The sequence below is a fragment of the Limnobaculum allomyrinae genome (assembly GCF_016649425.1).
In the GTDB taxonomy this organism is placed as follows: domain Bacteria; phylum Pseudomonadota; class Gammaproteobacteria; order Enterobacterales; family Enterobacteriaceae; genus Limnobaculum; species Limnobaculum allomyrinae.
This window is the reverse complement of the sequence record NZ_JADRCR010000011.1, coordinates 1-12,101: the sequence shown is the minus strand read 5'-3', so window position 1 is coordinate 12,101 and position 12,101 is coordinate 1. Positions and strand designations below refer to the sequence as shown.

The window sequence follows — 12,101 nt, the reverse complement described above, 5'->3', positions numbered from 1 at the left end:
CAGCGCCTCGCCTGACATCCATGTCAGTCATGCTACCCTCTCTCAGTTGTCGGCTGAATTCCAGAGCTCTATTAAGAAGGGCAAGGGCTAATTTCATTGTATTAAAATCCAACAAGTTAACCTTCCGTCTCTTCCTTTCTCTTCCGTAGTAATCTCAGTGAGTTGGCGGTAACCAGTGCGGTGGCGCCGGAGTCTGCCAGAACGGCCAGCCACAGGCCGGTCAGGCCAATCAGGCTGGTGACCAGGAAGATGGCTTTCAGGCCAAGAGCGATAGTAATATTTTGACGAATAATCTTACGAGTGGCCCGGGAGAGCACAATCATATCTGTCAGGCCAATCAGTCGGTTATGGGTTAGTGCCGCATCGGCGGTTTCTAACGCCACATCGGTACCGCCGCCCATGGCTATGCCGATAGTGGATGATTTCATCGCCGGTGCGTCGTTAATTCCATCTCCTACCATGGCGGTTGGCTGCGCTTTATTCAGGGCAATAACCGCAGTAACTTTATCTTCAGGTAGCAGGCTGGCCTCATATTCGATATCGAGTTCATGAGCAATAGCTGCTGCAGCCCGCGGGTTATCACCCGTCAGCATCACACCATTAACGCCAATTTGTTTTAAGGCGGCCAGCGCCTGTCGGGCATCGGATCGTAATGTATCGCGCAGCGCCAATAAGCCGATAACCTGATTGGCTTTAAGGGTAACCACGACGGTTTTTCCCTGCTCTTCCAATTGAGTAATTTGCTGTTGCTGTTCGGCAGACAGCTCATTTTGTGTCAGTTTGGATGGTGAGCTGATCAGGATGGTTTCATTATCTACGCTACCCTGAACACCAACACCGGCAATTGCCCGGCGATCTTCTGCCTGAATATAGGCAATACCATTCTCTTCGGTTTTGCGAATAATAGCCTGCGCCAGAGGATGGTGAGAGCCAGACTCTACTGCCGCAGACAAACCTAACAGCTGGGTTTCGGTTATCTCACTCACAGGAATGACATCCGTTACCATTGGTTTGCCTTCTGTCAGGGTACCCGTTTTGTCAAAAGCGATTTGGCTGATGGTTCCTAATTGTTCCAAAGCTGCTCCGCCTTTAATAAGCGCGCCACGACGGGTTGCCGCTGCCAGAGCCGAAGTAATTGCTGCCGGAGTAGAAATCACCAGAGCACAAGGACAACCAATTAACAGCAGTGTCAGGCCTCGATAAATCCAGGTTTCCCATGGTTGTGCAAACATCAGCGGTGGAACAATAACGACTAACAGCGCGAACAGCATAATGGCTGGGGTGTAGTAGCGGCTGAAGCGATCGATAAATCGTTCAATGGGTGCTCTGCGCTCTTCGGCTTCTTCAATCAACGTCAGAATTCGGTCGATGGCGTTGTTACCCGGTTCAGACAGCACTTTTAACTGCATTACGCTGTCAACGGCCAGACTGCCTGCCGCGACTTTCTCGCCCCGCAAACGTTCCACCGGAATAGATTCGCCCGTCAGTGCACTCTCATCAAAGCTGGCGCTGGCGGCCTGTAATTCGGCATCGACAGGCAGACGGGTTCCGGGGGCGATTTCAATCATATCTCCCGGGCGCAGGCTGGCGGCGGTAACGACTTCTCTTGTACCATCGCTATTGAGTTTAACCGCCTCTTCCGGCAGCAGTGCCATTAACGCAGATACCCCCTGACGGGCACGGTTTGCAGCATATGACTCCAGTAATTCACCAATCATAAATAGCATTAGTACCATGGCCGCTTCTTCCGTTGCGCCAATAAACAGTGCACCGATGGCGGAAACGCTCATCAGGGTTTCTATGGCGAAAGGGGTTCCGCTACGGGTCAGGCGAATGGCCTGTAAACCAATAGGAATCAGTCCGATGATGGTCGTTACAGTAAAAGCGATACGACCATAGGTTAGTGAAAACAGCTCCAGAAGCCAACTGAGTAAGATCAACGTAGCCATAATAGCTGGTGGGCCATACTCTTTTAGTCGCTGTTGTTTGACCGATGGTTTTGCAGTTGGTGTGGTACCGGTATCAGAGCTTAATGAATAGCCTGCCTTTTTAACGGCCTGTTCAATACGCGGCGCAATATCCTGAGCTTCTTTGGTATCAACGACTAACTTTTCTGTGGCGAACAGGATTTTGGCATGCTCGACGCCTGCCACCTGACTTACCGCAGTTTCTACCTTTTTAGCGCAGCTTGGGCAATCCATACCAAAACTTGCCATGTCAGGCGGGTACTTCCGCTGGAGAGTGTGGCTAAGGTTTCGGGTTTATCTTGTGAACAGCAGCTTGACTGACTACAGCAGCTTTCCTGTTGATGGTCATGATCGTGATGATGTTCATCCGATGAAGAATGAGTATGCGCTTCATCGGATGATATGTGATTGTTATGGCTGTGATTATTCATAAATGTATACCTTCACCCATCGTTTAATGAAGCTACTCTACACCTTAGAGTCTACTCCAGAGTCAAGAGGTGAAAATAATATATTTGGAGCTGTACGGCATGACGGTTTTAGATACGCCAAAACCGCCGGCATCACCGTGCCATCAGGGCAAATACTCCCCATCCCAGATACTCTCGCGTATAGGTGGCGTAACGTTTTGGTTCCTGAGTTAGCATGTTTCGAACCACTTTCGCCATTTCATCATGGGAATTCGCTTCGAGCCATCGGCGCATAGTGAGCCACTTGGCGGCTTCGTATCTGTCCCAACCATGTTGATCGGCCAGAACCATTTCTACAACGTCGTAGTTGAGGTCGCCAAAAGAGGCGAGAAGTTCCGGTAAGATAAGAAAGTCAGAGATAGAACCGGCAAAACATTCTTTGGCGACCTCTTCTGTTGGCGGTAACTGACGCCAGTAAGGCTCACCGATGAGGATAATTCCCCCAGGATTGAGACTTTTCGAAAGAAGCTCGATAGTGCCAGCGACACCTCCGGCAATCCAGGTGGCACCAATGCAGGCCGCCACACCGACCTTTTCACTGGCAACGTAACCGGCGGCGTCATTGTGAATAAACTCCACGCGATCGGCGACATCGAGTTCTTCTGCGCGACATTTTGCCTGTGCGGAAAACAACTGGCTCATATCGATACCGATACCTGTGATTCCATAATCCCGAGCCCAGGTACACAACATCTCTCCTGAACCGCTGCCGAGGTCGAGTACACGAGTTTCTGGTTCCAGCCGCAATGCGGCTCCGAGAGTGGCAAACTTTTCTGGTGTGAATGGATTATGGATGCGGTGAGCGCTTTCGGTAATGTTAAAGATACGTGGAATATCCAATGCAAAAATTCCTTTTATTAAGTAATGCAATCACTGGAATGTAACCTTAGTCGCTGTAATGAACAAGCGTTGTAAATATTACGCTACTACCTCAGCGTTCAGATTTATAAGGTCTGTGGCAAAGCTTGATAGTTCTTAAGGTAGCCAATCGATGGGAGAATTAGTTAGAAGGTGCTACCGGTGCAGATATCATCACGGTGTTTTTACGATGGAATATGCACAATCGTTGATTTATTAGGTTTGCCAGCAGTCTGAACGATGATTTTAGTGTTTCATCGATAAACTTGGGTTTATGATTTCTGGTTAAATATTAACCATATGTAAAGTAAATATCTTTGGTATCAAAAACAGCGATAACCTATACTTGGCATCCTTTAACGATACGAAGAAAGGTAAATAAAGCATGCCATTATTGATTGCAACCACAGTTCTGTGGGCGTTCTCTTTTAGTTTAATTGGCGTCTATTTATCCGGTCAGGTGGATACCTGGTTTGCAGTTTTAATGCGAGTGGCTCTGGCCTTCTTAGTCTTCTTACCTTTCCTGCGATTACGTCAGGTCAGTTTGAAACAGGCACTACTGTATATGACCGTTGGTGCTTTTCAACTCGGTATAATGTATCTGTTCTATTATCAATCCTTCCTCTATCTCAGCGTTCCGGAAGTTTTACTGTTTACTATTTTAACCCCTGTTTATGTGACGTTGATTTATGATCTGATGTCAGGTAATCGCCTGCGTATGGGGTATTTACTGAGTGCATTGCTGGCAGTCGCGGGGGCGGCAGTCATTCGTTATGACCAGTTGAGCAGCCAGTTTTGGTTGGGATTAATCTGTATTCAGGGCGCGAATATTTGCTTTGCCATTGGTCAGGTTGGCTATAAGCGACTGATGGAAGTCTACCCAATGCCACAGCGAAATGCGTTCTCGTGGTTCTATTTGGGGGCGTTGTGTGTTGCCGTGATGGCGTGGTTTATATTTGGCAATTCGGACAAATTACCCACTACCCATTTGCAGTGGGGCATTCTCATCTGGTTGGGTATTGGTGCTTCCGGATTGGGCTTCTTTATGTGGAACTATGGGGCAACACAGGTGGATGCCGGTACGCTGGCCATTATGAATAACGCGCTTATTCCGGCAGGGTTGCTGGTGAACTTCGCCCTCTGGCAACATGATGTTAACTGGGTCAGATTGATTATTGGCGGCGGAATTATTGTAGCGTCCCTGCTGGTACATAAGTGGTGGGTGGTTCCTAACGCCGTGACGGTCAGAAAATCGGCTTGATCAGGCCAGTCTGACAAACGGCAGGCTGCCACCATGCTGGTGAGCAATATCAATAAACGCTTTAACCGCCGGTTGATGTTGCTCTCCATCACGAACCGCAGCATATAATCTACGCCATAGCCCTTCTGCCAAGGGTTTCGTAACGACTAATCCCTGTTTTTCAGCGCTCTCAACCACCCAATGTGGAAGGGCGGCAATCCCCATTTGTGCTGATACCATCTGAATTAACAGCATAGTATTGTCCACGCTCTTTAACGCAGGTGAGATACCTGCCGGCTGTAGAAAGTGTTTCCAGACGTCTAAACGCTGGCGTTGAACCGGATAGATCAGCAATGTTTCATCTGCCAGACTTTCAGCCGCAATTTGCTGCTGAAGCGCTAATGGATGCTCTGGTGCCAGTACCAGACGAACCTCAAAATCAAACAGCGCAGAATAATGCAGACCACTACGTGGCAAAATATCGGATGTCATTACCAAATCTAGCTCGCCCTGCTGCAGTTCGGGCTGAGGATCAAAAGTCACGCCTGCTTTGAAATCCATCTGAACTTCAGGATAAATCTGGCGAAACGTATTGAGTGCCGGAGTTAACCACTGAATACAGCTATGACACTCAATAGCCAGACGAAGCGTATTTATAGGTGGAGCGTTGCAGCTTTGTAGCGCCTGCTGAATTTGCGGTAATACCCGATCCGCCAGCGCCAGCAAGATATCACCCTGTGGCGTAAAGCGAATCGGTTGGCTTTTACGCAGATAAAGTCGGTACCCAAGGCGCTGTTCAATTTCGTTCAACTGATGGGAAAGAGCCGATTGAGTTAAATAGAGTTGAGTTGCCGCGCTGGCCAGAGAGCCGTTCTGACGTAAAGCCTGTAGTGTTCGTAGATGTTTTAATTCGATCATGAATATTTTTCACTCTCTGTATGAAAAAGTTGCGCTTGTGGATCACACCATACCTGTTGATTATGGATGTGTAAACATCTAGACGGCTAAATGAGGTTGATATGAGTATCCAGAGTCACATTTTAGGCTTCCCGCGTATTGGCGTGGAGCGCGAGTTAAAAAAATCATTAGAACGCTACTGGAGTGGCGATATCGACAGACAAAGTCTGTTAGAAACCGGGCGTGAACTGAGAGCTCGTCACTGGCAACAACAGCGTGATGCCGGAATTGATCTGCTGCCAGTAGGGGATTTCGCCTGGTACGATCATGTTTTAGCAACCAGCCTTCTGCTGGGCAATGTGCCAGAGCGTCATCGTGACCAAGACGGCACAATTGATATCGATACTCTATTTCGCATTGGTCGCGGTCGGGCACCAACCGGTGAGCCTGCGGTAGCAGCAGAAATGACCAAATGGTTTAACACTAACTACCACTACATGGTGCCAGAGTTTGTTCGCGGTCAGCGCTTTCATCTGGCGTGGAATCAGTTATTTGATGAAGTGGATGAGGCCATTGCTTTAGGGCATCGCATTAAGCCTGTACTGTTGGGGCCGCTCAGCTACCTGTGGTTAGGCAAAGTAAAAGGCCAATCATTCGATCGCCTGACGTTGTTGCAGGATATTTTACCGGTCTACCAGCAAGTTCTGGCTAAACTGGCAGAGCGCGGTATCGAGTGGGTGCAAATTGATGAGCCTGCACTGGTACTGGATTTGCCAAAAGAGTGGCTGGAAGCCTACCTGCCAGCCTATCAGGCATTAACCGGAAAGGTGAACATTTTACTTACCACCTATTTTGACGGCATCAGCCATCAGTTAGAAACCCTTCGTCATTTACCTGTACAGGGGCTGCATGTCGATTTGGTTGCGGGTAAAGATAATATTGAACAGCTGCATCAGGCACTGCCGCAGGATTGGTTGCTCTCACTGGGTGTTATTAATGGCCGTAACGTATGGCGGGCGGATTTATCTCGCTGGTTTGAACAATTACGCCCGTTGGTAGGGCAAAGAGCATGGTGGATTTCCGGTTCCTGCTCGTTACTGCATAGCCCAATCGATCTGGCTAGTGAAACCAGACTGGATGATGAAGTGAAGAGCTGGTTTGCCTTTGCTCTGCAAAAATGTAGCGAAATTAGTTTGTTAACTCAGGCTCTGAATAATGTTGAAGATAGTGCGTTACAGCAAAAACTGGCGGAATACAGCGCACCTGTTCGCCGGCGACAGAAATCTGCACGGGTTCATAATTCTGCAGTGGAGCAACGTTTAGCGAAAATAGGCCCGCAGGATAGCCAGCGCCAGCAGCCTTATGCCCAACGTGCCGAACTGCAACGGGCAAAATATAATTTGCCGCTGTGGCCAACTACCACCATTGGTTCATTTCCACAAACGGCGGATATCCGCACCTTACGCCTCGATTTTAAACAAGGGCGCCTGGACGGTGGTAAATACCGTACCGGCATCAGTGAACATATCAGACAGGCCATACTTGAGCAGGAGCGCTTAGGGTTGGATGTACTGGTGCATGGCGAAGCTGAACGCAATGACATGGTTGAGTATTTTGGTGAGCATCTGGATGGTTTTGTATTTACACAAAATGGCTGGGTACAGAGTTATGGTTCACGCTGCGTGAAGCCACCGGTTATTATCGGCGATATCAGCCGTCCGCAACCCATTACTGTCGAATGGGCCCGTTATGCTCAGTCTTTGACCGAGAAACCGGTAAAGGGGATGTTAACCGGCCCGGTGACTATTCTCTGCTGGTCATTCCCGCGTGAAGACGTTAGCCGTGAAGTGATTGCTAAACAAATAGCTTTGGCTCTGCGTGATGAAGTGAGTGATTTAGAAGCGGCAGGTATCGGTATTATCCAAATTGATGAGCCAGCGCTAAGAGAAGGGTTACCGCTGAAAAAAGCAGAGTGGAATGATTATCTGAATTGGGCCACGGAAGCATTTCGTCTGAACGCCTCTTCGGTGAAGGATGAAACCCAAATTCATACCCATATGTGTTACTGCGAATTTAACGACATTATGGACTCCATCACTGCGTTGGATGCGGATGTCATTACCATTGAAACATCACGTTCTGATATGGAGTTGTTAGAGGCGTTTGAATCATTTGAGTATCCAAATGAAATTGGGCCGGGGGTATATGATATCCACTCCCCTAACGTACCGAGCGTAGCATGGATTGAAGCGTTATTACGTCGTGCAGCCCAACGCATTCCTGCGGAACGTCTGTGGGTAAACCCGGATTGCGGCTTAAAAACCCGCGCCTGGCCAGAGACCCGACAGTCACTGGAAAACATGGTGCAGGCAGCCCGTTCACTGCGGGAATCCTTTTAATAGTTGATTCTGCATCACTTAATCGGAAAATCATTGGGCGCATTCAGCGCCCCTTTTTTATAGCTGTGATAAAATTAAACGGATTAATAACTTTAATAGGGTGATCTGATGGAAAAGTTGGCATCGTTATACCAGGCGCATCTCTCTGTATTACAGCAACGTACTCAGGCCGTTTTAGAACGAAATCAGCTCGACGCTTTACTTATTCACTCTGGCGAATTGATTCGACTGTTTCTCGACGACAGAGATTACCCGTTTAAAGTTAACCCTCATTTTAAGGCTTGGGTACCGGTTACCGAAGTGCAAAATTGCTGGATATGGGTTGATGGCGTTAATACGCCAAAGCTTTGGTTCTACTCCCCGGTGGATTACTGGTACAGCGTTGAACCCTTACCAAACAGTTTTTGGACGCCTTACATTGATATTCAGCCGCTGAAAAAGGCGGATGATATTAATAATTTCCTGCCAACAAAACGGGACAAAGTCGGGTATATTGGCCCAAATCCGGCCAGGGCTGAGTGGTTGGGCATCTCAGGAGAAAACATTAATCCTAAATCGGTGATCGACTATCTGCACTACTATCGTTCATACAAAACTGACTATGAATTGTTTTGTATGCGTGAAGCGCAAAAAGTGGCGATTAACGGTCATAAAGCTGCACGGGATGCGTTTTACTCCGATATGAGTGAGTTCGATATCAATCTGGCCTATCTGACGGCAACCGGTCATCGGGATACCAACGTACCCTATGACAATATTATTGCATTGAACGATCATGCAGCAGTGTTGCATTACACCAAGCTGGAGCAATCTACTCCGGCGGAGTCTTTCAGTTTTCTGATTGATGCTGGTGCTGAATATAACGGTTATGCCGCCGATCTGACCCGTACCTATGCCAGACATAAAGACAGTGATTTTGATTTACTGATAAAAGATATGAATGCTGAACAGCAAGCGCTGGTCGCCACGTTAAAAGTCGGGGTTAACTTTGTGGACTACCATCTGCAAATGCATCAACGCGTTGCCAAACTGCTGAAAAAATACGATCTGATTGTGAATATGAGCGAAGAAGATATCGTTGAAACCGGAATCAGTTTCACTTTCTTCCCTCATGGACTTGGTCATCCGTTAGGCTTACAGGTTCATGATGTTGCCGGATTTATGCAAGATGACACCGGTACTCATCGTCCGGCACCGGAAAGGCATCCACCGCTACGTTGCACGCGCAATCTTGAGCCGGGCATGGTGATGACTATTGAACCGGGGCTCTATTTTATTGATACCCTGCTGGCACCATGGCGTGATAGTCAGTTCGACCCTAACTTCAACTGGCTGCGCATTGATAAATTCAGACCGTATGGCGGTATTCGTATTGAGGATAACGTTGTGATCCGTAAAGATCGGGTAGAAAACATGACGCGGGATTTGAAACTGTCCTGATGGAATCTTATTTAATACCTGCTGAGGCGGTGACATTTAATGAAGAGATTAAAAAGAGCCGCTTTATTACTTATCTTGCACCGGTAAAAGGCGCCGATAAGGCTAAACTGTTTATACAGCAAATCAGAGATGAGCATCCGGATGCTCGCCACCACTGTTGGGCTTTTGTGGCCGGAGCACCAAATGATTCTCAGCAATTGGGCTTCTCTGATGATGGTGAACCATCGGGAACCGCGGGAAAACCGATGCTGGCTCAGCTAATGGGAAGCGGGGTAGGTGAAGTGGTTGCCGTCGTGGTTCGCTATTATGGTGGTATTTTGTTGGGGACTGGCGGTCTGGTTAAGGCCTATGGTAATGGTGTTCAGCAGGCGTTAAAGATATTACCCACCCAACTGCGCATACCTCAGTCAGAATTTTTGCTGGTGTGTGATTATCAGCAATTAGCAATGGTAGAAACCTTAGTTCAGCAGTCTGGTGGGGAAATTGTACGTGCCGATTATGGTGTAGATATTCGTTTAATATTGTCATTACCGACATTACATATTGAGCAAATTGCAGGTAAATTGCGCGATGTCAGCCGTGGAGCATTGCTTTTGTCTCCGGTTACGTAATAATCCTCAGGTTTTTTATTGAAAAAGGTCGAACCGGAATGCACTTTCGCACAATAACCCGTATTGTCGGGCTCTTGGTTATCCTCTTTTCCGGATTAATGGTAGTCCCGGGGATCGTCGCACTGATTTATCGCGATGGTGCCGGTAGTGCATTCACTCAAACCTTTGTTGTGGCGATTATTATTGGTCTGTTTTTGTGGTTCCCTAATCGTAATCAGAAGAAAGAGTTGAAATCCCGGGAAGGCTTCCTGATCGTAGTACTGTTCTGGACGGTACTGGGTAGCGTAGGGGCATTGCCATTTATTTTTGCCGAATCGCTGGGGATGAGTATCACCAATGCGTTCTTTGAGTCATTCTCCGGATTAACCACCACGGGCGCCACCACGCTGGTTGGGCTGGATAGTTTGCCCAAAGCCATTCTGTTCTATCGCCAGATGCTCCAATGGTTAGGGGGCATGGGGATCATCGTATTAGCCGTGGCCATTTTACCGCTGTTGGGTGTTGGTGGGATGCAGCTCTATCGGGCAGAAATTCCTGGCCCGTTAAAAGACAGCAAGATGCGGCCGCGAATCGCGGAGACGGCAAAAACCCTGTGGTTCATCTATGTATTGATTACTATCGCCTGCGCGTTGTCTCTTTGGGCGGCGGGTATGAGTCCTTTTGATGCCATTGGGCACAGTTTTTCTACCGTGGCTATCGGTGGGTTTTCTACCCATGAAAGTGGGCTGGCGTTTTATAACAGCTCATTGATCAATAATATTACTGCGGTATTCCTGTTTATTTCCGGATGTAACTTTGGCCTGCACTTTGCGGTATTAAGCGGACGCAGCGTTAAGGTGTACTGGCGCGATCCGGAATTTAAAATGTACTTCTTCTTTCAGGTCGCCCTGATTGCCATTTGTACTTTAATGCTCTGGCAGAAAGACGTGTATGGCACGTTGCTGGAATCGCTGAATCAGTCGTTTTTTCACGTGATATCCATGACCACTACTACCGGTTCCTCTACAGAGGCGATTGCCATCTGGCCGACCTTCTTACCGGTAATGCTGCTTATGGCAACATTTGTTGGGGGCTGTGCGGGCTCAACCGGTGGTGGGCTTAAAGTTATTCGCGTACTGTTATTGTTCTTACAAGGAGTGCGTGAACTGAAGCGTCTGGTTCATCCTAATGCGGTATATACCATTAAACTGGGAAACCGGGCTTTGCCGGAACGTGTTATTGAAGCCGTTTGGGGCTTCTTCTCTGCTTATGCGCTGGTATTTATCATTGGTATGCTGGCTTTGATGGCTACCGGGTTAGATGCATTTTCTGCCTTCACTGGTATCGTCTCTGCGTTAAATAATGTGGGGATTGGTATTGGTGATTTTGGCAGCCACTATGCGCAGGTTAATGATGCAGCCAAGTGGATCCTGATTGTGACCATGATGTTTGGTCGTCTTGAGGTGTTTACGCTTCTGGTTCTGCTCACGCCGATTTTCTGGCGTGAATAACGGGAAACAAACAATAAGAAAGGAATAACCCATGAAAGCACTGCTTATTTATTCAAGTCGTGAAGGGCAAACGAAAACCATTGTCTCCAGTATTGCCGATGAATTGCGGAAAAAAGAGATTCAGGTCGATCTGTATAACGTGGATGATGTACCGCAGGTTAACTTCGCAGACTATAACGGCGTTCTGATTGGTGCTGCTATTCGCTACGGCCACTTCCATAAAGAGTTCCGCACGTTTGTTGAACGTCACTATCAGGCGTTGAACCAAATACCGAGCGCATTCGTTTCTGTTTCGCTGATTGCCCGAAAAGTGGAAAAGCAAACGGCGGAAACTAACAGCTATACCCGTAAATATCTGGCAGCTACCCAGTGGCATCCAACTCTTTGCGGTGTTTTTGCTGGTGCATTACGTTACCCTCGCTACACTTGGTTAGACCGGGTCATGATTCAGTTAATTATGAAAATGACCAAAGGGGAAACGGACAGCAGCAAAGACGTAGAATATACCGACTGGGATAAAGTGAAGCAGTTTGCCGGGGAATTTGAACGTTTAATCAGCAAATAGCCTGTTTATTGCGGCATTGTGGTGAAAAATAAAGCGGTTAAAATTATTTTATCAATTAGCACTTGCCAGATGATTCTGAGTCCCTATAATGCGCCTCCACTGACACGGCAACAGCCGCTTCAGTTCAGACGTTATCGTGCATAAATCTGTGATTTAACACTTGA

General features: G+C 47.8%; 8 protein-coding genes and 1 pseudogene. 6 read left to right on the top strand and 3 right to left on the bottom strand.

The window, feature by feature from the left end; translation table 11 throughout:
* Nucleotides 1–116 precede the first annotated feature (116 nt).
* A pseudogene (locus I2494_RS17430) lies at nt 117–2,398 on the bottom strand (zinc/cadmium/mercury/lead-transporting ATPase).
* Between the two features lie 132 nt (nt 2,399–2,530).
* Nucleotides 2,531–3,277, bottom strand: coding sequence for an SAM-dependent methyltransferase (locus tag I2494_RS17425; protein WP_218468352.1), 747 nt, complete (start codon nt 3,275–3,277; stop codon nt 2,531–2,533).
* 403 nt (nt 3,278–3,680) lie between these two features.
* Between I2494_RS17425 and I2494_RS17420 the strand changes: the two genes are divergently transcribed.
* Entirely contained in the window at nt 3,681–4,556 is an 876-nt protein-coding gene (locus tag I2494_RS17420; RefSeq protein ID WP_218468351.1) for a carboxylate/amino acid/amine transporter, read from the top strand.
* Here the strand turns inward: I2494_RS17420 and metR are convergent, their stop codons facing one another.
* Complete coding sequence (gene metR, locus I2494_RS17415) at nt 4,557–5,453, bottom strand: HTH-type transcriptional regulator MetR (RefSeq protein WP_218468350.1); 897 nt, start codon at nt 5,451–5,453, stop codon at nt 4,557–4,559.
* Between the two features lie 101 nt (nt 5,454–5,554).
* Here metR and metE point away from each other — a divergent pair, with 101 nt between their 5' ends.
* From metE to hemG, 5 genes are all read left to right on the top strand, one after another.
* Nucleotides 5,555–7,831 (top strand): 5-methyltetrahydropteroyltriglutamate--homocysteine S-methyltransferase, encoded by a 2,277-nt coding sequence (gene metE / locus I2494_RS17410; RefSeq protein ID WP_218468349.1) that lies wholly within the window; start codon nt 5,555–5,557, stop codon nt 7,829–7,831.
* Nucleotides 7,832–7,939: 108 nt separating this feature from the next.
* Nucleotides 7,940–9,271 (top strand): Xaa-Pro dipeptidase, encoded by a 1,332-nt coding sequence (pepQ, locus tag I2494_RS17405; RefSeq protein ID WP_218468348.1) that lies wholly within the window; start codon nt 7,940–7,942, stop codon nt 9,269–9,271.
* Nucleotides 9,271–9,882 carry an IMPACT family protein gene (locus I2494_RS17400; RefSeq protein ID WP_218468347.1) on the top strand — a complete coding sequence of 204 codons (612 nt, stop codon included), beginning with the start codon at nt 9,271–9,273 and terminating at the stop codon, nt 9,880–9,882. The genes pepQ and I2494_RS17400 overlap by 1 nt, the downstream gene beginning before the upstream one ends.
* Before the next feature lie 38 nt (nt 9,883–9,920).
* Nucleotides 9,921–11,372 (top strand): Trk system potassium transporter TrkH, encoded by a 1,452-nt coding sequence (trkH, locus tag I2494_RS17395; protein WP_218468346.1) that lies wholly within the window; start codon nt 9,921–9,923, stop codon nt 11,370–11,372.
* A 31-nt stretch (nt 11,373–11,403) separates the two neighbouring features.
* Entirely contained in the window at nt 11,404–11,937 is a 534-nt protein-coding gene (hemG, locus tag I2494_RS17390; protein ID WP_218468345.1) for a menaquinone-dependent protoporphyrinogen IX dehydrogenase, read from the top strand.
* Nucleotides 11,938–12,101: the final 164 nt, after the last annotated feature.